Origin of the sequence: Streptomyces sp. SLBN-8D4 (genome assembly GCF_049739545.1) — a bacterium.
Classification (GTDB): Bacteria; Actinomycetota; Actinomycetes; order Streptomycetales; family Streptomycetaceae; genus Streptomyces; species Streptomyces canus_C.
In genome coordinates this window covers 888,308-909,819 of the sequence record NZ_JBMGQC010000001.1, presented here as the reverse complement: position 1 = coordinate 909,819, position 21,512 = coordinate 888,308, and the positions used below count along the sequence as shown (strand labels likewise).

The 21,512-nt window shown below is 71.2% G+C and carries 19 protein-coding genes and 1 pseudogene; 12 read left to right on the top strand and 8 right to left on the bottom strand.

Going from position 1 to position 21,512, the window contains the following annotated elements:
* Window positions 1-237 precede the first annotated feature (237 nt).
* The gene (locus RKD20_RS04130) at window positions 238-936 is read left to right on the top strand and encodes a glycoside hydrolase family 75 protein (RefSeq protein ID WP_424876440.1); all 699 of its coding nucleotides are present in this window, start codon (window positions 238-240) and stop codon (window positions 934-936) included.
* A gap of 52 nt (window positions 937-988) precedes the next feature.
* Here RKD20_RS04130 and RKD20_RS04125 read toward each other — a convergent pair whose 3' ends face one another.
* From RKD20_RS04125 to RKD20_RS04110, 4 genes are all read right to left on the bottom strand, one after another.
* Window positions 989-1,399 (bottom strand): PTS-dependent dihydroxyacetone kinase phosphotransferase subunit DhaM, encoded by a 411-nt coding sequence (locus RKD20_RS04125; protein ID WP_020118083.1) that lies wholly within the window; start codon window positions 1,397-1,399, stop codon window positions 989-991.
* Window positions 1,392-1,991, bottom strand: a complete 600-nt coding sequence (gene dhaL / locus RKD20_RS04120; RefSeq protein ID WP_424876439.1) for a dihydroxyacetone kinase subunit DhaL — start codon at window positions 1,989-1,991, stop codon at window positions 1,392-1,394. The genes RKD20_RS04125 and dhaL overlap by 8 nt, the downstream gene beginning before the upstream one ends.
* A 37-nt stretch (window positions 1,992-2,028) precedes the next feature.
* Window positions 2,029-3,021 (bottom strand): dihydroxyacetone kinase subunit DhaK, encoded by a 993-nt coding sequence (gene dhaK / locus RKD20_RS04115; RefSeq protein ID WP_020118081.1) that lies wholly within the window; start codon window positions 3,019-3,021, stop codon window positions 2,029-2,031.
* A gap of 202 nt (window positions 3,022-3,223) precedes the next feature.
* Window positions 3,224-3,574 carry a VOC family protein gene (locus RKD20_RS04110; protein WP_424876438.1) on the bottom strand — a complete coding sequence of 117 codons (351 nt, stop codon included), beginning with the start codon at window positions 3,572-3,574 and terminating at the stop codon, window positions 3,224-3,226.
* A 278-nt stretch (window positions 3,575-3,852) separates the two neighbouring features.
* Between RKD20_RS04110 and RKD20_RS04105 the strand changes: the two are divergent.
* Window positions 3,853-3,909 (top strand): annotated as a pseudogene (locus RKD20_RS04105) (hypothetical protein); the annotation flags it as partial.
* Window positions 3,910-4,022: 113 nt separating this feature from the next.
* The gene (locus RKD20_RS04100) at window positions 4,023-4,481 is read left to right on the top strand and encodes an acetate uptake transporter (protein WP_424883142.1); all 459 of its coding nucleotides are present in this window, start codon (window positions 4,023-4,025) and stop codon (window positions 4,479-4,481) included.
* Window positions 4,482-4,603: 122 nt separating this feature from the next.
* Here the strand turns inward: RKD20_RS04100 and RKD20_RS04095 are convergent, their stop codons facing one another.
* Complete coding sequence (locus RKD20_RS04095; protein ID WP_424876437.1) at window positions 4,604-5,995, bottom strand: Tat pathway signal sequence domain protein; 1,392 nt, start codon at window positions 5,993-5,995, stop codon at window positions 4,604-4,606.
* Window positions 5,996-6,212: 217 nt separating this feature from the next.
* A complete protein-coding gene (locus tag RKD20_RS04090; RefSeq protein ID WP_424876436.1) occupies window positions 6,213-7,208 on the bottom strand; it encodes an Lrp/AsnC family transcriptional regulator in 996 nt (331 codons plus the stop codon).
* Window positions 7,209-7,358: 150 nt separating this feature from the next.
* Between RKD20_RS04090 and RKD20_RS04085 the strand changes: the two genes are divergently transcribed.
* On the top strand, window positions 7,359-9,002 hold the full coding sequence (locus RKD20_RS04085; protein ID WP_424876435.1) for an MFS transporter: 1,644 nt from the start codon (window positions 7,359-7,361) through the stop codon (window positions 9,000-9,002).
* A gap of 99 nt (window positions 9,003-9,101) precedes the next feature.
* Complete coding sequence (locus RKD20_RS04080) at window positions 9,102-10,841, top strand: glycoside hydrolase family 15 protein (RefSeq protein WP_424876434.1); 1,740 nt, start codon at window positions 9,102-9,104, stop codon at window positions 10,839-10,841.
* A gap of 91 nt (window positions 10,842-10,932) precedes the next feature.
* On the opposite strand, the gene RKD20_RS04075 is transcribed toward RKD20_RS04080, so the two are convergent.
* On the bottom strand, window positions 10,933-11,310 hold the full coding sequence (locus RKD20_RS04075) for a DUF6479 family protein (protein ID WP_424876433.1): 378 nt from the start codon (window positions 11,308-11,310) through the stop codon (window positions 10,933-10,935).
* Window positions 11,311-11,430: 120 nt separating this feature from the next.
* Between RKD20_RS04075 and RKD20_RS04070 the strand changes: the two genes are divergently transcribed.
* A complete protein-coding gene (locus RKD20_RS04070; RefSeq protein ID WP_424876432.1) occupies window positions 11,431-11,805 on the top strand; it encodes a ferredoxin in 375 nt (124 codons plus the stop codon).
* A gap of 151 nt (window positions 11,806-11,956) precedes the next feature.
* Window positions 11,957-13,135, top strand: coding sequence for an acyl-CoA dehydrogenase family protein (locus RKD20_RS04065; protein WP_424876431.1), 1,179 nt, complete (start codon window positions 11,957-11,959; stop codon window positions 13,133-13,135).
* A gap of 388 nt (window positions 13,136-13,523) precedes the next feature.
* On the opposite strand, the gene RKD20_RS04060 is transcribed toward RKD20_RS04065, so the two are convergent.
* Window positions 13,524-14,948: an aspartate ammonia-lyase gene (locus tag RKD20_RS04060; RefSeq protein WP_424876430.1), complete on the bottom strand. Its 1,425-nt coding sequence runs from the start codon at window positions 14,946-14,948 to the stop codon at window positions 13,524-13,526.
* 136 nt (window positions 14,949-15,084) lie between these two features.
* Here RKD20_RS04060 and RKD20_RS04055 point away from each other — a divergent pair, with 136 nt between their 5' ends.
* From RKD20_RS04055 to RKD20_RS04035, 5 genes are all read left to right on the top strand, one after another.
* Window positions 15,085-16,425, top strand: coding sequence for a dicarboxylate/amino acid:cation symporter (locus RKD20_RS04055; RefSeq protein WP_424876429.1), 1,341 nt, complete (start codon window positions 15,085-15,087; stop codon window positions 16,423-16,425).
* On the top strand, window positions 16,422-17,168 hold the full coding sequence (locus RKD20_RS04050) for an aspartate/glutamate racemase family protein (protein ID WP_424876428.1): 747 nt from the start codon (window positions 16,422-16,424) through the stop codon (window positions 17,166-17,168). Before RKD20_RS04055 ends, RKD20_RS04050 begins: the two co-directional genes overlap by 4 nt.
* 29 nt (window positions 17,169-17,197) lie before the next feature.
* The gene (locus tag RKD20_RS04045; RefSeq protein ID WP_424876427.1) at window positions 17,198-17,884 is read left to right on the top strand and encodes a GntR family transcriptional regulator; all 687 of its coding nucleotides are present in this window, start codon (window positions 17,198-17,200) and stop codon (window positions 17,882-17,884) included.
* A 411-nt stretch (window positions 17,885-18,295) separates the two neighbouring features.
* Window positions 18,296-19,162, top strand: coding sequence for an oxygenase MpaB family protein (locus RKD20_RS04040; protein WP_424876426.1), 867 nt, complete (start codon window positions 18,296-18,298; stop codon window positions 19,160-19,162).
* A gap of 61 nt (window positions 19,163-19,223) precedes the next feature.
* Complete coding sequence (locus RKD20_RS04035; protein WP_424876425.1) at window positions 19,224-21,473, top strand: tetratricopeptide repeat protein; 2,250 nt, start codon at window positions 19,224-19,226, stop codon at window positions 21,471-21,473.
* Window positions 21,474-21,512: the final 39 nt, after the last annotated feature.

The window sequence follows — 21,512 nt, the reverse complement described above, 5'->3', positions numbered from 1 at the left end:
ATGCTGAAGACCTTCTCGGCCGAACTCTCCACGTGAGAAACGGAGTTCGTGCCGGTGGCGCGGACCGCTGTCGTCGCTGTCCTCGCGCCGTCGGGTGGCCGGGAGGCCGGAGTTCGTCGAGAACTCGGGCCCCCGGCCCCTGCCCCGTCCGGCCCCTCTGCGGTGGCCGCCCCAGCTGAAGCGGCATCAGATTGGGCTGAGTGCCCGTCAATGCCCCCGACGAGAGGGACCCTTATCGTGCGTGTCCGGTCGCTGACGCTGGCCGCGGCAAGTGCCGCTCTGCTCGCCCCGACGACGCCCCCCGCCCTGGAGCACGCCACCGCCCGGACGGAGCCGGTGGTGCGGCGCGAGGGGAAGGTCGCGGCCGCCGACCTCCTGGCCAGGGTGCGCAACTGCGAGCCCGTCTCACACGGCCGCTACCGCAGTGACGACGGCACGGCCGCGAACGTCCCCGTCTGCGGCACCCCGAGCGCGGTCTTCTGGAAAGCCGACATGGACATCGACTGCGACGGCCGGGCCGGCCCCCGCTGCAACCGCCGCACCGACCCGCTGTTCTCCGACGCCACCGCCTCCCAGCAGTCCGACGGCCGCTACCTGAGCGCCGAACGCCTGCCGTACATCGCGGTGCCGGCCCCGAGCAAAATCTGGGACCACCGCCGGCACGGGGTGCGCGGCGGCGCGGTCGCGGCCGTCGTGTACCAGGACCGGGTGCAGTACGCCGTGGTCGGGGACGTGGGCCCGGGCCACATCATCGGCGAGGCGTCCTACGCCACCGCCAAGGCCCTCGGCATCCGTCCCGATCCGCGCGGGGGCGGCACGCCCTCCGGCGTCACCTACATCGTCTTCCGGAACACGCAGGTGAAGCCGATCGAGGACCATGCCGCCGCCGTCGAGACGGGGGAGCGGCTGGCGGGACGGTTCGTACGGGAGAAATGACCCCGCCAGGATCCGCCGCACCGCCGACCACCCGCCGTCGTCGTGGAGGCCGTCACACCTTCCGGTAGTCGTACGCCTCCGCGGCCGCCGCCTCCACCGCCGCGAGGTCCGCTCCGGTCGCCGCCGTGACGACCGCGGCGACCGCTCCCTCGACGAACGGGGCGTCCACCAGCCGTGTGCCCTCGGGGAGTTCGTCCCCCTCCGCCAGCAATGCCTTGACGGTGAGCACCGCACTGCCGAGGTCGGTCAGGACGGCGATCCCGGCTCCCTGGTCCACGGCAGCGGCCGCGCCGGCGATCAACTCCGCGCTCGTACCGAATCCGCCGCCCTCGGTGCCCCCGGCCGCGGCGACGGGCACCTGAGTGCCACCGCCCGCGAGCCCCTTCGCCAGTTCCGCCACGGACGCGGCGACCTCGGCGCTGTGCGACACCAGCACGATCCCGACCAGCTTCTTGTCACTCACCTGCGACCTCCGCGAGCGCGGCGATCAGCAGGGCCGAAGAGGTCGCGCCCGGGTCCTGGTGCCCGATGCTGCGTTCGCCGAGATAACTCGCCCTGCCCTTGCGGGCCAGCAACGGCGTGGTGGCCAGGGCCCCTTCCTCGGCGGCCGTCCGGGCCGCCGCGAAGCCGGCACCCAGCGCGTCGACGGCCGGGACCAGCGTGTCGATCATGGTCTTGTCGCCCGGGGCGGCCCCGCCCAGCGTCATGACCGCCTCCACGCCCGCCCGCAGCGCCTCGGCGAGCTGTGCGGCACTGACCTCACCGGCGTCCCCGAGCGCCTTGCCGGTCCGCCGCAGCAGGGTCCCGTACAGGGGTCCCGAGGCACCCCCGACCGTCGAGATGAGCCGGCGTCCGGCGAGGGTGAGGACCGCGCCCGGGGTGTCCGGGGCCTCCTTCTCCAGGGTCGTGACCACCTCCGTGAAGCCGCGCTGAAGGTTGCTGCCGTGGTCGGCGTCCCCGATGGGGGAGTCGAGGGCGGTGAGTCGTTCCGCCTCACGGTCGACGGAGGCGGCCGTCGCCATCATCCAACGGCGGAAGAAGTCGGCGTCGAGCACTGGGTCTCCTTGCGTGGTCGGTACGTTGATCGCTTGCTCACACTCCCCAGCGCAGCCCCGGTGTCCGCACCGGCGCGTCCCACAGACGCAGCAGCTCCTCGTCCACCTGGCACAGGGTGACCGAGGCGCCGGCCATGTCGAGCGAGGTGACGTAGTTGCCGACCAGGGTGCGGGCGACGGCTACCCCGCGGTCGGCGAGCACCCGCTGCACCTCGGCGTTGAAGCCGTACAGCTCCAGGAGCGGGGTGGCTCCCATGCCGTTGACCAGCACGAGCACGGGGTTGCGCGGGCTCATGTCGTCCAGGATCGCGTGCACCGAGAAGTCGGCGATCTCCCGGGAGGTCATCATCGCGCGCCGCTCCCGGCCGGGCTCGCCGTGGATGCCGACCCCCAGTTCCAGCTCGCCGGCCGGCAGGTCGAAGGTCGGGCTGCCCTTGGCGGGCGTGGTGCACGCGCTCAGTGCGACGCCGAAACTCCGGGAGTTCTCGTTGACCTGGCGGGCGATCGCCTCCACCCGCTCCAGTGACTGCCCCTCCTCCGCCGCGGCCCCCGCGATCTTCTCCACGAACAGGGTGGCGCCGGTGCCGCGCCGGCCGGCCGTGTAAAGGCTGTCGGTCACCGCCACGTCGTCGTTGACCAGGACCTTCGCGACCTGGATGCCCTCGTCCTCGGCGAGTTCGGCCGCCATGTCGAAGTTGAGCACGTCGCCCGTGTAGTTCTTCACGATGAACAGCACACCCGCCCCACTGTCCACGGCGGCCGCCGCCCGCACCATCTGGTCGGGCACCGGAGACGTGAAGACTTCGCCCGGGCAGGCCGCGGAGAGCATGCCGGGTCCGACGAATCCGCCGTGCAGCGGCTCGTGCCCCGAGCCGCCGCCGGAGATCAGGGCGACCTTCCCGGCCACGGGGGCGTCCCGCCGTACGATCACCCGGTTCTCGACATCCACGGTCAGCTCCGGATGGGCGGCCGCCATGCCGCGCAGGGCGTCCGCGACCACGGTTTCCGGGACGTTGATCAGCATCCTCATGGGTATCTCCTGGTGGGTATTGGATCTTGACGGTCCGCGGCGGTGCGTGGCGGCCCGTCAGATCTCCATCGGTGGTCGGCGGCGGACGGCGTTGACCCTGCTCTCCGCAGTATCGACCTTGCGGCAGCGAAGGTCACGCGGGCGGATGCTCCTGGGCGTGCCCGGGGGCCCGGGGCCGGTGACTGCCGCGCGGCGATCGACGTCACAGGCCGTGGGCGAGGGGATGCAGCGGTTCGTACAGGGGAAGTTCGGCGCCGCTGGGTAGACGGATCGCGGTCAGTCTGCCCCAGCGCTGTTCGCTGACCGGGCGGATGATCTCGACGCCCTTGGCGCGGAACTCGCCGAGCTGGGAATCAAGGTCGTCGCACATCAGGTAGAGCTCGTGCTGCGGCGGACCGTCGGTCGGGTGCACGGCGACTTCGGCCGGGGGCAGCTTGAAGAGGAGCCAGCCGCCGCCCGCGTCGACGCCGGGAAACCCGAGGACGTCACGGAGGAAGGCACGGTCCGCCTCGGCGTCCTGGCTGTAGAGGATGACATGTGCACCGCTGATCATGGCTGGCTCCTGCCGTCGACGTCCTGACCGGGTGGATGCAGGGTCTCGCAGCGAGTGCCCCAGCACGAGCTCTTGATCTGCCACGTTCCGTCGTGTCTCGCGCCCTGCGCAGGCGTCGCATACCACCATCTTGCTGCCGTCCCCGGGGGTCCGCGACCGTCCCGTCGCCCAGTCGGACACCGTTCCCGACGCCGGCCGCCGGCAAGGCGTCTTGTCCGTAGGTGGTGCCTGCAATGGATCCGAAAGTCCTGTGATCTGAATCACAGGGGGTGGCGCACATGGGCACCCCGACCACCGAAAGCATCGCGGACCCCGGCCCGCTCGGCCTCGCCGCCTTCGCCGCGACGACCTTCGTTCTCAGCACCTTCAACGCCAACCTGATCACCGACAAAACCTCGTCGCCGTCGTCCTTCCGCTCGCTCTCTTCTACGGCGGACTCGCCCAACTCCTGGCCGGCATGTGGGAGTTCCGCAAGGGCAACACCTTCGGGGTCACCGCCTTCTGCTCCTTCGGCGCCTTCTGGCTGTCGTACGCCGCCTACGCGAAGTTCGTCGCGGGCGACCTGCCGGCGTCCGCCGCGCACCAGGCCAGCGGGCTGTTCCCGCTGGTGTGGGCGGTCTTCACGGTCTGCATGACCGTCGCCGCGACCCGCACGACCGGGGCGATCCTCGCCGTGTTCGTCACCCTGTCCGCGACCTTCATCGTCCTGTGCGTCGCCGACTTCGCACAGTCCTCGAACACCGTCAAGGCCGGCGGCTGGCTGGGGCTGGTCACGGCCGTGTGCGCCTGGTACGCCTCCTTCGCCGGCGTCACCAACTCCACCTACCACCGCTCGGTCATGCCGGTCTTCCCGAAGATCGGCGAGCACCTGGGGGCCCGTCGTACGCACCACCGGGGTCGCTTCTGAGCCCACGCAGCACGAGGCCGAGGCGTTCGACAGCGAACACCCGCTGTACATCATGTACAAGATCCCGAGGTGTTCAACGCCATGGAGTGCGACTTCGACGCCGACGGTGTGCTGACCGGGAGTCAGCCCCGCAGCGGATTGGCGCGGGCCGTGGCCAGGAGGTACCAGGCCGTGGCGCCGGTGTGCCGGTAGGGGTAGTAGCCGAACCCGAAACCGGTGTCGAGCGGGCTGCTCGCCGAGACCACCCCGCAGCGCGTCGGGAGGGCCCTGCCGCCGACCGTCTGGGCATCGCCGAGGAGGTCCTGCGCGCGCTCGATCGAGCCGAGCAGGCGGCGGGCGCGCTTCTCGTCGCCGGCGTGTCCCCGGTGGCGCAGCGCGAGCGCGAGGTGGGCGGTGCCCTCGAACCAGACGCCGTTGCGGTCGGGCCTGGGCTGGCCGTCGGCGATGGGGGCGGACTCGTTCGCCAGCAGGCTCGCGGAGCTGAAGGTGACGCCCTCGTAGGACTGGCCGGAGGGAACCGTGCTGTTGGGGCGGTCGGCCGTGTCCCGTACGGCCAGTTCGGTCGCGGCCCAGTCGAGGGAGCGGGAGTGGCTCCTGGGGCCGAGGGCGAGGTGGGTCCAGGTCTGGGTGTCCTCCGGGACCGGCGACTTGTTGATCGTCACGCCGTCGTTGGTGCCGGTGTAGAAGAAGCCTCCCGACGGTTCCCACATCTTCTCGACGAAGGCCCTGGCACGCTCGCGGCGCTCGCGCCACACCTTGTCCCCGGTCAGCCGGGCGAGCCGCCCGAACAGACCGACCAGGTCGGTGTTGTGCTCGGTCGAGGTGAACGGCAGTCGCGTGTCGGCCCCGTCGACGCCGAACTTGTAGCCGCCCAGCGGCTCGTCGGTCCGCCCCACCCGCTCGATCCACTCGCCGATCCGCACCGCGCCGGTGAGGAAGCGCCGCCCACCGGTGCGCCCGGCGAGCGTGGCGAGCGCGATACCGGCCCACGCCATGTCGCCCACGGCGGTGCCGGTGAAGCCGAACTGCGTGCCCACGTTGGCCGTGCCGTCCGCTTTGACGAAACCGTCCGGCTGCGGGGAGCCGTCGTAGAAGGTGTACGGCCCGACGTTGTAGGCCTGCCGCAGTCGGCCGTCGTCGTGCACCGGGTCGTGGGCCTGGGCGTACAGCAGCGCGTCACCGAGGGCCACGGCCCGCGACTCGCCCGCGGGGTATGTGAGATGGGCCAGGATCGCGAGGGCGTTGTCGTAGGTGAAGGCCGTGCTGAACAGTCCCGCCTGGTCCGGGTAGCTCTGGGTGAGCCGGATCGCGCCGTGGTCCGGATAGGCGTCCATGGCGGCGGCCAGGAAGGCCCGCGCACGGCGGGGCGCGGACGCCGCGGACGTGCCCTGGGCCGCCTGAGACGACTGAGCCGCCTGGGCGGTGCCGGTGCCGGTCGCGGCGAGGGCCGCGGCTCCGAGGCCGGTTCCGATGAGCGTGCGGCGGCTGAGGGGCGGGCGGGGGCTGCCGGTCATGGGTCTCCTCGGGAGGTGCGGGGCCGGTGTCTGAGAGCGCTCTCAAAAGGCGGGATCATTCTGCTGTCGCACCGGAGGCCGGTCAACGTCTGTGCGGCGAAGAGAAGTTGAGTTCCTCACGGTGAGGCGGTCCATGACGGCGGGGTGATCATCGGGTGATCAAGAGAATCGATCAGCAGTCGGCGCCGGCGGCGGACGCCGACCCCCGGGGCCGCCTTCATGCCGGGCCCGCAGGGAGCAGCCGGCCGTGGGCGATGAGGGACGCGGCCTGTTTGAGGCGGCGGATGTGGATGCTGACGCTGTAGGCGTCGACGCCGGGGACGGCCGCCACGCGGGTCGTGAGGTAGCGGTAGAAGTCCTCCGCGTCACGGCAGTAGACGACGACCATGATGTTGTGGTCGCCGCTCATGGCGCCCGCGAATGCCACCTCGTCGTGGTCGGCCAACTCCTCGCCGACCCGTTGGAGATGGGCGGGGGCCACCCGCAGCCACAGGGTGGCGTTGAGGTGGTGGCCCAGCCGCTCGGGGAGCAGGTCGACGTCGTAGGAGAGGGAACCCGAGGATTCCAGGGCGGCGAGCCGTCGGGCGACGCGCGCCTTGGACCAGCCGGTGAGTTCGGCCAGCCGGGTGTGGGTCGTACGGCCGTCCTCGGCGAGGGCGTCGAGCAGCGGGGTGTCCTCGGCGGTGGGCGGCTGGAAGGGGCCGGTGGCGGCGGGCGGACGGTCCGCGGTGAGCCGGGCCACCTGGTCGGGGGTGAGCCGGCTGCCGTATCCGGACCATTCGGAGAGGCCGACCGTGCCGAAGGGGTGGATCAGCAGGTCGATGCTGACGTCCAGTACGGAGGCCGCCTTGGGCAGCTGCCGGAGCAGGACGTCGTCGCGGGGGGCGTCGACCGGTGAGTTGATCACGCAGATGATCTCCGAGCCGCCTGAGGCGAGACCGACGTAGGCGATGTCGGATCGGCGGGTGAGGGCGTCCGCGAGCGGGGCCACGCGGTCGGGGCGGCAGCGGATGCGGGTGATCCAGCGGGCCAGGCCGTGCACCTCCGGGTTGATCAGGCCCACCACGCGCATGACGCCCTCGCGGCGCAGGGCCTGGTAACGGCGGGCCGCGGTCTGCTCCGACACCCCGGCGACCTCGCCGATGAGCCGGAAGGAGGCGCGGGGGTGGTGGTGCAGGGAGCGGAGGATTTTTCTGTCGATCTCGTCAATCATGAGGGGAGTATGACGCTAGCTGGCCTCTGTGTGGATGTTTGTGCTCACTTCCGGCCGATGCGTTGGGGATCCGGTTCGCGGTCGCGGATGCTGGGGCGACCGAGAAGCAGTGAACGACCGCGGCGTGCGTCGCCGTAGAGGAGAGTCCCCGTGAATGTCACGATCCCGGCGAGCGGGCCGGCGGACCGGCGGGCGGCCACGCTCGTCATGGCCTGCCTCGGCGTCTTCGTCGCCTATCTGCCGGTCACCACGGTCGCCGTGAGTCTGCCCGCCGTCCAGTCGGCGCTGGGCGCGACGACCGCCCAACTGTCCTGGGTCCAGGACGCGTTCGTTCTGCCCATGGCCGCGTTCATCCTGACCGCCGGTGTCGTCGGCGACGTCCACGGGCGCAAGAAGGTGTTCCAGGCCGGGCTGCTGTTCTCCGCGGCCGGTGCCGCCGTCGCGCTCGCCGCGCAGTCGGTGCAGGTGCTGTGGGCCGGACAGGCCCTCGCCGGACTCGGCGCGGCCACGCTGCTGCCCACCACGCTGGCGCTGATCAGCCACGCGGTGCCCGACCACCGGGAGCGCGGCAAGTTCATCGGCCTGTGGGCCACCTCGCTCATGGCGGCGCTGGCCGTCGGTCCGATCGTCGCCGGAGTGATCCTCGACCACTTCGCCTGGCGCTGGATCTACCTCCTGGCGATCCCCGTCTCGCTGCTCGCGACCGTCTTCGCGGCGCGGCTGCTGACCGACTCGCGGGCGCCCTACGAACGGCGGCTGGACTGGCCCGGTCAGATCACCGCCACGGTGGCGGTCACCGCCTTGGTCTACGGCGTCATCGAGGGCGGAGCCGACTCCTTCACCGCGCCGAAGGTGCTGACGGCTCTCGCGGTGGCCGTCGTCAGCGGGGTGGCCTTCGTACTCGCCGAGCGGCGCAGCGACAGTCCGATGCTCGACCTCGCGCTGTTCCGCAGCCCGGCCTTCACCGCCACCACGCTGGTCGCGATGATCACCTTCCTCGGGCTGATCGGCTTCTTCTTCCTGCTCAGCCTCTACTTCGGGCTGGTGCAGCAGCTCGACACCCTGCAGGCGGCCTGGCGGATGCTGGTGGTGACCGCCTGCGCCATCCTGGTCGGCGGGCCCGTCGGACGGCTCATGCACCGGGTCTCCGCCCGCGTGCTGATCACGGGCGGTCTGCTGGTCGTCTCCGCCTCCCTGTTCTCGCTGGTCGGTGCCGACGCGCACACCTCCTTCGTCGGCCTGGCCTGGCGACTGGCGCCACTGGGGCTGGGACTGGGGGCCGTCATGACCCCGATGACCGCGACGGCCGTGGCCTCCGTGCCGCACCACCTGGCCGGCATGGCCGCGGCGGGCAACAACGCCTTCCGTCAACTCGGCGGGGCACTCGGCCCGGCCGTCCTGGGCGCGCTGCTGACCACCCGGGCGCTGGACAGCTTCCCCGGTCACCTGGCCGACGCCGGGCTGACCGGGGCGGCGCAGGAGCGGATCGTCTCGGCGGCGGATCACGGAGGACTCGGCGCGGTCGCCGGGCTCGGCCTCGGAGCGGACACGGGCCGGGCCATGGGCGCCGTGGGGGAGGCCTTCCTGGACGGGCTGCGGCTCTGCCTGACGGTCGCGGGGTCGCTCACGCTGCTGGCGGCGGTGGTTGCCTTTGTCCTGCTGCGCCGTCCCCGTGGCATGGGATCGGGTCACACGCAGGTTGCCGCGTCGGGTCCGACGAGGGGCACGGCACCCGGCGAGGTGGCTGCGGCGGTGTCGGAGACCCGCGGCAGTGAGGGGCGCGGAGAGGTGTGACGAGGCAGGGGGAAGAGCTGGAGTCGGATGTGTTCCAGCAGGTCAGCCGCCGGAAAGCCCTGCTCGTTGACCATCCCGCCCCCTGGGTACCCGTACGCCATGAGCACGCCCTTCCCGCCCCATGCCCTGCACGACTACGCGCTGCTTGCCGACGGTGAGCGCGGGGCGCTCATCGGGCCCGACGGCGCCATCGGGTGGCTGTGCGCGCCCACGTGGCACGACGAGGCGGTCTTCGCCTCACTGATCGGCGGGCGGGGCGCGTACGCCGTCACTCCTGCCGGGCGGTACGTCTTCGGCGGCTACTACGAAGAGGGCACGCTCATCTGGCGCAGCCGCTGGGTCACCGACGACGGGATCGTGGAGTGCCGCGAGGCGCTGGCCTTCCCCGGTGCCCCGGACCGGCTCGTCCTGCTGCGGCAGCTGCGGGCGGTGGACGGGCCGGCCCGCGTCTCCGTCGTCCTCGACCCGCGCAGCGGGTACGGCGCGACACCGATCGACCCGGGCTCGGTCCGCCGTAGCGACGACGGGGTGTGGGAGCTGCGCACCGGCCGGCACCGGCTGCGCTGGCAGGGAGCCCCGCAGGCCGTCCCGGGGGAGCGCGGTCTGACCGCGGACATCGAGCTGAAGCCCGGCGAGCGGCACGAACTGGTCCTGGAGTGCGCCGTGTCCCCCCTGCCGGCCGAGCCGCCCGAGCCGGCGCGGACCTGGGCCGCCACCGAAGCCGCCTGGCACGAGACGGTCCCCGCGCTCGACAACACCGTCGCCCCCCGTGACGCGCGCCGGGCGTACGCGGTACTGCGCGGCCTCACCGCACAGGGCGGGGGCATGGTCGCGGCGGCCACGACCAGCCTGCCCGAGCGCGCCGAGGAGGGCCGGAACTACGACTACCGGTACGTGTGGATCCGAGACCAGAGCTACGCCGGACAGGCCGCTGCCGCCGTCGGTGCCCACGACCTCCTCGACGCCGCCGTCGGCTTCGTCACCGCGCGCCTGCACGCGGACGGGCCCCGCCTGGTACCGGCCTACACCGTGCACGGCGACCCCGTTCCCGGGCAGCGCGCACTCGACCTGCCCGGCTACCCCGGCGGCTTCGACCGCGTCGGGAACCAGGTCGGCGAGCAGTTCCAGCTCGACGGCTTCGGCGAGGCCCTCCTGCTGCTCGCGGCCGCCGAACGCCACGGGCGCCTGGACGAGGGGCACTGGAAGGCCGTGGAGATCGCCGTGCGGGCCATCTCCGACCGGTGGCGGCAACCCGACGCGGGGATCTGGGAGCTGGGCGACCGGATGTGGACCCACAGCAGGCTCATCTGCGTCGCCGGGCTGCGGGCCGTGGCCGCGGTGGCTCCCCGCCATCCGCTCGCCGACACCTGCACCGCCCTGGCCGACACCCTCCTCGACACCGCCGAACGCACCTGCCTCCACCCCGACGGCCACTGGCAGCGCACCCCCGACGACCCGTCCGTGGACGCCGCCCTGCTGCTGCCCGGCGTACGCGGTGCCCTGCCCGCCGCCGACCCGCGTACCCGGGCCACCCTCGCCGCGTGCCGTCGTGAGCTGGCCGACGACCACTACCTCTACCGCTTCCGCCACGACGACCGCCCCCTGGAGGAGGCCGAGGGCGCCTTCCTGCTGTGCGGGTTCGTCATGGCGCTCGCCGAGCACCAGCAGGGCCGGACCGTCGAGGCGTACCGCTGGTTCGAGCGCAACCGCGGCGCCTGCGGGGCCTCGGGGCTGTACGCCGAGGAGTTCGACATCGCCCAGCGTCAGCTGCGCGGCAATCTCCCGCAGGCGTTCGTCCACGCACTGCTGCTGGAGGCGGCCGCCCGGCTCGGTGAGTGACCGGGCGCCCGCCTCCAGCAGTCCCAGAGCTGTTCCGGAGGGTTACCGCAAGGCCTGCCGCGCGACAGCGTCCGCGACATGGCCGTGGACGTCAGCCGCCTCCCGGGCCGCCGCTGCCGAACGAGCCGCTGCTGCCCTCGTCCCAGCGGGGCCCTTCGGTCGCCGGACCCGTCCGGGTCGGAGCGTTGCCGTGGTTGGGCAGTTCGTGCGGGGTCAGTCGGGTGTCGCTCCTGGGCACCTCGTCGGGCTCCCGGTGCTCCCTGACCTCACGGACCGGCCCGCCCTCGGGCAGCCTCGGCTGTTCCTCGGGAGTGGGTGGGGGCGACTCGCGGCGCCTGACGCGGGAGCCCAGGAAGAAGGCGCCGATCAGCACCCCCACGACCACCACACCCGCGGCGATCACTCCGGCCGCGAGGCCGCCCCGGCCCGCGGCCAGGTCCATCCATTCGCTGTTCAGGGCTTGGTTCATGCCACGCGGGTACCCCGCGACCCCCGCGTGAACCGACCCGCCCCGGCGCCCCGCCCCGGAGTGCCGCAGACCCCCGGGAACTCCGGGTTTGACGGCTCGGACCCCGGCTACCCGCACCCTGTGACGACTTCGACTTCTCAGCAGGAGCTCTTCCAGTTCCTGGAGGATCGCTTCGCGTGTGCCCAGGCGTGCACCGAGTGCGCACGGGCCTGTGCGCTGCGTGCGAGCCTGGTCGATCCGGACGGGACGGAGGAACAGGAACTGCTGCGGCGCAAGGGCATCATGTGCGCGGAGGTGTGCGACGCGACCTGCCGGGTGCTGTCCGAGGAGAGCCATCTCGACGAGGCCGGCATCCGGGTCCAGCTGGAATGGTGCAGGTCGGTCTGCCTGGAGTGCGCGCAGGTCCTCGACCGGCACGCCGGCGCCGAGGACGCCGCCAAGGCGTGCCGTGAGTGCGCGCAGGCGTGCACGGACTTCATGGAGACCCTTCGCTGAAACCTCCGCGCCGGCGGACGCTCCACCGACCCACTCCACGGACCTGCCTCACAGACCCGCCTCACGGACCCTCTCCCGGCCGTTCCCAATTTCTGGAACACGTTCTACGGTGTGCGCCGTCAGGACCGGTCCCGGGGAGCCTGGAGGCGCCGTGCATCTCGACCACACACCCGAGCAGCAGCGGCTGCGCACCGAACTGCGCACCTACTTCGCCGAGCTGGTCCCGGACAACGCGCACGCCCGCTTCACCGACCGGGACGCCCAGAAACGCTTCTACCGCGACACCATCCGGCGCCTGGGCGCGGACGGCTGGCTCGGTGTCGGCTGGCCCGAGGAGTACGGCGGCCGCGGTCTGACCGCGATGGAACAGTTCATCTTCTTCGACGAGGCCGCCCAGGCCGGCGTACCGCTCCCGCTGATGGCCCTCAACACCGTCGGCCCGACGATCATGCGGTACGGCACCGAGGAGCAGAAGTCCTGGTTCCTGCCGCGCATCCTCTCCGGTGAGATCGACTTCGCGATCGGCTACAGCGAGCCCGGCGCGGGCACCGACCTGGCCTCCCTGAAGACCCGCGCGGTGCGCGACGGCGACGCGTACGTCGTCAACGGCCACAAGATCTGGACCACCAACGGCGACACCGCCGACTGGGTCTGGCTCGCCGTGCGCACCGACCCCGACGCCCCGCCGCACAAGGGCATCACCATGCTCCTGATGCCGACCACCGACCCCGGCTACTCGTGCACCGTCATCAACACCCTCGCCTCGCACGACACGACGGCCAGCTACTACGAGAACGTCCGCGTCCCCGTCTCGCACCGGGTCGGCGAGGAGAACCAGGGCTGGCGGCTGATCACCAACCAGCTCAACCACGAGCGCGTCACCCTCGCCGCCCACGGCACCATGGCGATCCGGGCCCTGCAGAACGTGCAGCGCTGGGCCATGGAGACCAAGCTCGCCGACGGCCGCCGCGTCATCGACCTGCCGTGGGTGCGCCGCCTCCTCGCCCGGACCCACACCCGGCTCGACGCCCTCAAACTCCTCAACTGGCGGATGGTGAACGCCGTCCAGGACGGCACCCTCACCCCGCAGGACGCCTCCGCGGTCAAGGTCTACGGCTCCGAGGCCCGCCGGGACGCCTACGCGTGGCTCATGGAGATCGTCGCGGCGGCCGGCGCGCTCAAGGAGGGCTCGGCGGGCGAGGTCCTCCACGGCGAACTGGAACGCGGCTACCGCTCGGCGGTGATCTTCACCTTCGGCGGCGGCAACAATGAGATCCAGCGGGAGATCATCTCGTGGATCGGTCTGGGTATGCCGCGGGTACGGCGCTAGCCTGCTGTGACATCGGTGCGGCTTCTCAGAGACGACGGCGCAGTGATGGGCGGCTGCTGCCAGGCGGGACTCATCTGGGCCCCTGCTTCCGCGCGTGCTGCAGCCACGAGGGTGGCACCCCAGCGCGCACAGCCCGTCGTGGATCGTGTCGGTGAGCTGTGGGACCTCTTCGTCGGTCACTGATCTGCTTGCCTCGGCCCAGAAGCACGGGCACCGGATCGCTGCGGCCACCGCCCACCACGTCGCTCGAGCGGCCGCTTTCCTGGACACCGGCCGGGGCATCGTCGAAGACGAAGACCGGCGCTCAGATCTCGTATGCCGCGAAATCCCGGCGGCCTGACGAGCTGTCATGCCGTGTTCTGGCCCGAGGGGCGCAGGGCACCGCCGATCAGGGGGTCGCTGTCGCCGATGACCGGATGGAGTACCCAGTGAGGTTCTCCGGCCGCAGGATCGTGTCCAGTTGATCGGTGGTGAGCATGCCGGCCTCGGCGGCGAGGTCCTTGACGGTGCGCCCGGTGGCCAAGGCCTGGCGGGCCAGGGTGGTGCCGGCGGCGTAGCCGATGTGCGGGGCGAGGGCGGTGACCAGTCCGACGGAGCGGTGGACGCTGTCGTGGAGGTGCTCGCGGTTGGCGGTGATCCCGGGGACGCAGCGGATGGCCAGGGTGTCGCAGGCGGCGCGCAGATGGCTCAGGGAGCGCAACAGGCTGTAAGCAATGACAGGTTCGAAGGCGTTGAGCTGGAGTTGTCCGGCTTCAGCGGCCATGGTGACGGTCAGGTCGTTGCCGATGACCTCGTAGGCGACCTGGTTGACGACTTCGGGGATCACCGGGTTGACCTTGCCGGGCATGATCGACGAACCCGCCTGCACCGGCGGCAGATTGATCTCGCCGAGTCCGGTGGTGGGGCCGGAGGAGGTCAGGCGCAGATCGTTGCAGGTCTTGGAGAGTTTGACGGCGACGCGCTTGAGGACGCCGGAGAGCTGGACGAACGCGCCGCAGTCCTGGGTGGCCTCAATGAAGTCGCCTGCGGGCCTGACGGGTTCGCCGCTGATCTCGGCGAGGTACCCGCAGGCGAGTTCGGCGTAGCGGGGGTGACCGTTGATGCCGGTGCCGATGGCCGTGCCGCCGAGGTTGGACTCCAGGAGCAGCGCGGCGGCCTCGGCGAGGCGCTGTCGGTCCTCCTCGATCATGACGGCGTAGGTGGTGAACTCCTGGCCCAGTGTCATGGGGACGGCGTCCTGGAGTTGTGTACGGCCCATTTTCAGCACGTCGCCGAACTCCGCCGCCTTCTCTGTGAACGCCGTCGCCAGCGCGCCCAGTGCATCGACGAGCCGACGCAGTGAGATGACCAGGGCCAGGCGTACGGCGGTGGGGTAGACGTCGTTGGTGCTCTGACCGAGGTTGACGTGGTCGAGCGGGTGGATCACGTCGTAGAGCCCGCGGGGGTGGCCCAGGTGCTCCAGGGCCCGGTTGGCGATGACCTCGTTGGCGTTCATGTTCGTGGAGGTGCCGGCGCCTCCCTGAATCGGGTCGACGACGAACTGCTCGTGCAACAGGCCGCAGCGGATCTCCACGCACGCGTCGGTGATCGCTTGGGCGATGTCCGATGGCAGCAGCCCCAGGTCACGGTTGGCTCGTGCGGCCGCCTGCTTGACGGCGGCCAGCGCGGTGATCAGGTCGGGGAACTGGGCGATGGTCGCTCCGGTGATGGCGAAGTTCTCCACCGCCCGCACCGTGTGCACGCCGTAATAGGCGTCGGCGGGCACCTCCTTGTCTCCGACCAGGTCGTGCTCGATGCGTGTGGCCTGCGCCATCTGCTGCTCCTCGTCGCTGCCGCCGGACGTAAGCCGGGGATGCCTGTCGCGGGACCCCTTGACAGGCCGCCGCCTCCGGGCTCAGTGTTACCGACCAACACGCAGAACGCAATATATTGCATATGGCAGGAGTCTCATGGCTACCGCACTCACCCCTCCCACCAGCGCGGACACCCCACCGAACCGGCCCTCGGGCTTCCTGCGGCGATGTCTGAAGATGCCGATCGGCATCCAGTCGATCATCGCCGTAGGCCTCGGAGCGCTCATCGGAACCGTCGCCCCGTCCGCGGGCGAGCAGATGAAGATCCTCGGGGACGTGTTCCTGAACCTGGTGCAGGTCGTCGTCCTGCCCCTGGTCTTCCCGCTCATCGTGCTGGGCATCGCCCGCATGGAGTCGGTCAAGAAGGTAGGCCGGATCGCCGGAAAGGCCATCCTCTACTTCGAACTCGTCACCACCGTGATCCTGCTGATCGCGGTAGGCCTGGCGAAACTTACGGGCATCGGCAAGGGCGCCCCCGTCCACGGTGCCGACGCCAAAGACCTCGACGGTCTGAGCCAGGGCATCGACTTCCACGAACTGGTCCTGCACGCCGTACCGAAGAACATCTTCGCCGCGTTCGGTGAGGGCAACCTGCTCGGCGCGATCGTCTTCGCCCTCCTCGTCGGCGTCGCCATGGCCGCGATCGGGGAGAAGTCCGAACCCTTCACCGCCGTGCTGGAGTCCGTCGCCGCGGTGATGTTCAAGGTCGTCGGCTACGTCATCCGCGTCGCGCCACTGGGCGTACTGGGCTTCATCTCCTACGACGTGGCGTACTACGGCTTCGGCAACCTGCGCAGCCTGCTGGGCTTCATCGCCGTCGTCTACGCGGGCCTGGCCGTCGTCATCGGCGTGCTCTTCCCGCTCATCGCCGCGATCTACCGCATCCGCTACGTCGAACTGCTGAGGTCGATCGCCGGGCTCGCCGGGATCGCCTTCGTCACCCGCAGCTCCGAGTCCGTACTGGCACCCCTCATGGGCAAGTTGGAGGCATTCGGCGTCAGCCGGTCCACGACCTCGTTCGTCGTCCCCCTCGGCTACTCCTTCAACACCGACGGCTCGGTCCTCTACCAGGCCGCCGCACTGGTCTTCCTCGCCAACGCCTATGGTGCCGACACGTCCCTGCCGGCTCTGCTGCTCATGGTCGGTGTGCTGGTGATCCTGTCCAAGGGCATGGCCGGGGTCGCCTCCGCCTCGATCGTCGTCCTCATCGCCGCCGGCAATTCCGTCGGACTGCCCGCCGAAGGCATCGCGCTGCTCCTGGGCGTCGACTTCATCGTCGACATGGCCCGCACCGGTGTGAACGTCATCGGCAACTCGCTGGCGGCAGCGGTCGTGGACAGCTCCGAGAAGCGGCGTGAAGCCAAGCGCGGCAGCCGCGACACCGTCCAACCTGACGCGCCTGATGTCACGGTTCTGGAGAGGGAAACCGCGCAGTGAGCAGTCCCGCACGTTCGACCGCGGTCATCGGCATCCTGGGCGGCATGGGCCCGGCGGCCACCGCAGACTTCTACACCAAGCTCGTCGCGACCACCCCGGGCTCCAGCGACCAGGACCACCTTCGCACGGTCATCTGGTCCGACCCCACCATCCCCGACCGCACCGAGGCCCTGCTGGGCGACGGCCCCGACCCCACCCCCTGGCTTCTCAACGGCGGCCGCGTCCTGCGCGAGGCCGGCGCCACCGTGATCGCCATCCCCTGCAACACCGCCCACGCCTTCGTCCCGCGCATCGCCGACCATGTAGGCCTGCCCATCGTCCATATGATCGGCGAAGTCGCCCGGCACCTGGGCACCATGAGCCCACGCATCCACACCGCCGGACTGCTCGCCACCACCGGAACCGTCCGCGCCGGCCTGTACCAGGAGTGGCTCGGCCGCTTCGGGATCCGCCTGGTCCTGCCCGACGACGTCGGCCAGAGTCGATACGTCATGACCGCCATCCGAGCGGTGAAAGCCGGCGCCCGCGACGATGCGACGACGACCGCACTGCTGGCCCGCGCCGCACAGGGCCTGACCGAGCAGGGCGCGCAGGCGGTGATCGCCGGCTGCACCGAGATCCCCCTGGGGCTTCCCGCAGAGGTGGTGGACGTTCCCCTCGTCGACCCGTCGCTCATACTGGCCCATGCCCTGGTCCGCCGGGCGACAACCGAGGGCTTGGCCGGACAGGCCGAGAAGGGATAGGCGAGGGACAGCGATGTACTGTACGCAATATGTCACTCGACAGTCCCGTTTCCCGCCGTCTTCTCAGCGATGAGGTCTTCCATCGTCTGCGCGACTCCATCGTGCGCGGCGAACTGGTCCCCGGCGAGAAGGTCAAGGACGGTGAGCTCGCCGAGCGCCTCGGCCTCAGCCGCACCCCGGTGCGTGAGGCACTGGCCCGGCTCGCCGACATCGGCCTGGTGGAGGCCAAGCCCGGCGTCTATACGCGCATCACCACGCTCAACCGCCGTGACGTCGAAAAGACCCTCGCGGTCCTGCGATCCCTCGATCAGTTGGCCGTTGAGACGGCTGTGCCAGTCATGGCAGAGCAGGATTTCCATGTTATGCGCGAGGCCAACCGCGCCTTCGAACTGGCCGTCGCCGCCAATGACACTGCCGCCGCGCTCGCGGCCGACGATCGCTTCCACGCTGTGCCGATCGCGGCCGCGGACAACCCCGTACTGAGCCGGATCGTCGAGCAGCTCCACCCGCAGATCCACCGCATCCTCTACCGGAAGTTCTCCACACTCCTCGGTGGCCGCAACACCATTGAGCACCACGACCAGCTCGTGGAGGTCTGCGCCACCGGTGATGCCCGTGCCGCTGCCGAGTTGTCCGGACGGCACTGGTCCGAACTCGGCGGACAGATCAACGACCTGTTCGACGCCAATCAGTTCGCCGAGGTGGCCGCAGGATAGGCGGCCATTCTCTGCGAGGTATGGCGAGGCCGATGAGGGTGGTGCGGCCGGTGGATGAGGTGCGATGCGCCTGGAGACCGATCTGCTCACGGTCACGACCGGGTGAAGGCCCAAGCCCGTCCACGGTCGTGCAGCAGCATCTGCATGCCTGAGGCAGTGCGGCCGGTGGTCGATCCAGTATCTGATGTAAAGGGATGTCGCCTCTTTCCACACGGCAGTACCCGCTCCGCCCTGGACGGACGTCGCCGATCGTGCGGGCGATTGGAGTACTGGTTGACGTCGACTCCATAGGCCGAAGGCTCGGAGTCTCCGAACAGGGTGGCCATCGGCACTGTGCCGGTGCAGCTCGGCGATGACCATGGTCATGAACGTCCCGTTGTGCCAACCACCGATCCTGGTCACACTGCGCGTATGGCGGACACGGCGAGCTTCGAGGCGGGCGATCCCGGGCTGTTCACCCCGGACTCGGTGACCTGGCAGCTGCACGGCGACCCGATGATGTGGGTCGCCGGCATCCGCGCGCTCTACCTCCAGGCCCTGCACCCGCGGGCGGTACGCGGCGTCATGCAGAACTCCGACTTCCGGCGCGACGCCTGGGGCCGGCTGATGCGCACCGCGAACTTCGTCGGCACCACGACCTACGGCACCACCGAGGCCGCGGAGAAGGCCGGCGCCCGGGTCCGGAAGATCCACAGCATGCTCGGGGCGACCGACCCCGCCACCGGCGAACGCTACGGCGTCGACGAACCCGAGCTCCTGCTGTGGGTGCACTGCGCCGAGATCGACTCCTACCTCCAGGTCGCCCGCCGCTCCGGCTTCCGCCTCACCGACGAGCAGGCGGACCGCTACATAGCTGAACACCGGATCAGCGCCCGTCTGGTGGGCCTGGACCCCGACGCCGTACCGGCGAACCAGGCGGAGATGACCGCGTACTTCGAGAAAATCCGCCCCGAACTGGCCGCTACGCCCGAGGCCCGCGAGGTGGACGACTTCCTGCTCCGCCCGCCGACGCACCCCCTTCTCGTCCCGGCGCGTGAGGTGCTGTGGCGGCGCGTGGCGCAGCTGGCGTACGCCGCCCTGCCGCCGTACGCCCACGAGTTGTACGGCAGGAAAGCCCCCGAACCCACCACCGTCACCCGACAGTTGCGCGCCACCGGCACCCTGCTGCGCTGCGTTCCCGCACGTCTGCGCTGGCAACTCCCGCCCAAACACATCCTCCGCGCCATGGCACGGCTCGGCCCCGGCTCCCGTCCCGCCCCGTACAAACTCGGACGATAGGTCGCCATACTGGACGAGCCATCGGAGGGCGGGGCGAACTTTACGGGGGCGGTCGCAGGAGATGGGGGACAGCAGGCTCATCCAGGGGCGGTACCGGTTGCTCGATCTGATCGGGCGCGGCGGCATGGGCGAGGTGTGGCGGGCCCGCGACGAGTCGCTGGGCCGCCAGGTCGCCGTGAAGTGCCTCAAGCCGCTGGGCGGGCAGCACGACCAGACCTTCACCCGGGTCCTGCGGGAGCGGTTCCGGAGGGAGGCCCGGGTGGCCGCCGCGCTCAGCCATCGCGGAGTCACCGTCGTCCACGACTTCGGCGAGTCCGACGGAGTCCTCTACCTGGTGATGGAACTCCTGGAGGGGCGCAACCTCAGCCAGCTCCTGGAGGACAACAAACAGCACCCCCTGCCCGTCTCCGACGTCGTCGAGATCGCCGACCAGGTCGCCGCCGCCCTCGCCTACACCCACCAGCAGGGCATCGTGCACCGGGACCTGAAGCCCGCGAACATCGTCCGGCTGACCGACGGCACCGTGAAGATCTGCGACTTCGGCATAGCCCGTCTCGGCCACGACGTCGACTTCACCTCCCGGCTGACCGGCACCGGCATCGCCATGGGCACCCCGCACTACATGTCGCCGGAGCAGATAGGGGGTTCCGAGGTCGACCAGCGCAGCGACCTGTACTCCCTGGGGTGCGTGCTGTACGAGATCGCCACCGGGGCGCCGCCGTTCGACCTGGAGGACGCGTGGGCGATCCTCGTCGGCCACCGCGACACCCCGCCCCGGCCGCCGCGCAGCCACCGCGCCGAACTCCCCGAGTACCTCGACCAGGTCATCCTCGACCTGCTGGCCAAACGACCGGAGCAACGCCCGCACGACGCACGTGAGCTGGGCCGCCGGATCACACTGGGGCGCACCACACCGGCGTACGTGCCCACCGTGGTGACCCCGCGGCCCGACTTCCGGCCGCCGGTGTCGCCCGAACCCGCCCGCCCCCGCGAGAACCGGCTGCCGTCCTGGACCCGGGGCATCACCACCGGCCACAAGGCCACCGGCGCCGGACTCGTCACCACGCCCCCGGACCCCGGGGCCGGTCTGACCGGCGAGTGGATCGCCCGCCCCGCCACCGGCCGCGTCGAGGAGCCCGTGCCGGACGAGCCGCCCGCGCCCTCGGCGCAGGCCCTGACAGCCCTCGCCGGGCGGCACAACGCGGGGCTCAGCCTCGGGCGCCTGGGCCGCTGGGACGAGGCCGGCGAGGTGCACCGCGCGGTCGCCGCCGAACGCGAGCACCTGCTCGGCCCCGACCACCCCGACACCCTCGCCAGCCACTACGAGGTCGCCTTCACCCTCAGCCGCACCGGCCGCGCCGCGGACGCCCTGCGCGCGTACAAGCACGTGGCCGCGACCAGAACCCGCACCCTGGGCGCCGACCACCCCGACACCCTCGCCGCCCGCCAGGAGATGGCGTACGTCCTCGGCCAGCTGGGCCGCCACTTCGACGCCCACCAGGTCTACAACTCGGTGCTCGCCGCCCGCGAGCGCGGGATGGGCGCGGACCACCCCGACACCCTCCGCTGCCGCCACAACCTCGCCTTCAACCTCAGCAGGCTCGGCCGCCTGGAGGACTCCTACCGCATGGCCTGCGAGGTGGCCGCCGCGCGCGCCCGGGTGCTCGGCCCCCACCACCCCGACACGCTCGTCACCCGTTACGAAGTCGCCTATGCGCTGGGCCAGTTGGGTCACTGGGCGGAAGCCCTGCAGACCTACCACGAGGTCGCCGAGGCCCGCGCCCGGGCCCTCGGCCCCGATCACCACGACACCCTCGCCGCCCGCTACGAGGTCGGCATCAGTCTGGGCCGCCTCGGCCGCAGCGCGGACGCGCTCCGGCTCTACCGTGACCTGATCGAGGACCGCACCCGCATCCACGGCCCCGCCCACCCCGAGACCCTGCGCGCCCGCCACGGCCTCGGCGTCAACCTCGGCCGCCTCGGCCGCTGGGAGGAGGCCCTTGCCGAGTCCCGGGACGTGTGCGCGATCCGCGAGCGCGTCCTCGGCCCCGACCATCCGGACACCCTGATCAGCCGCCGCGAGGTCGCCGTGGGTCTAGGCTGGCTCGGCCGCTGGACGGACGCCCTCACCGAGTACCGCACCGTGGCCGGCGCCCGCGAGCGCGTCCTCGGTGCCGACCACCCCGACACCCTCGCCAGCCGCAACGACGAGGCCCACTGCCTGGAACAACTCGGCCGGGGCGCGGAGGCGGCCGAGCTCTATCGCAGAGTGGTGGTGCTGCGCCGGCAGCGGGCGCCGGGAGCACCGTGACCCGGGACCAGGGGTGTGGGCCGGGTGCGCTCCACCTCT